Source organism: Alcanivorax sp. HI0083 (genome assembly GCF_001635175.1).
This window is the reverse complement of record NZ_LWFX01000602.1, coordinates 1-298: the sequence shown is the minus strand read 5'-3', so window position 1 is coordinate 298 and position 298 is coordinate 1. Positions and strand designations below refer to the sequence as shown.

1 protein-coding gene is annotated in these 298 nt (G+C 60.7%); it reads left to right on the top strand.

Translation table 11 applies throughout. From position 1 onward, the window contains the following. The coding region (locus tag A3754_RS06075) for a cbb3-type cytochrome c oxidase subunit I (RefSeq protein ID WP_197468501.1) at positions 1-298 on the top strand (298 nt) is incomplete at both ends.

Sequence of the window (298 nt, the reverse complement as noted above, 5' to 3'; positions counted from 1 at the left end):
CCGGTGTATTCCTACCGCCTTTCCATTGTGCATTTCTGGGCCCTGATCGCGGTTTACATGTGGGCCGGGCCGCACCACCTGCACTACTCCTCCCTGCCCGACTGGGCTCAATCCCTGGGCATGGTGTTCTCCATCGTGCTGCTGGCGCCCAGCTGGGGCGGCATGATCAACGGCATGATGACCCTTTCCGGGGCCTGGCATAAGCTGCGCACCGACCCGATCATCCGCTTTATGATTGTGGCGCTGTCCTTCTACGGCATGAGCACGTTCGAAGGCCCGATGATGGCCATCAAGACAG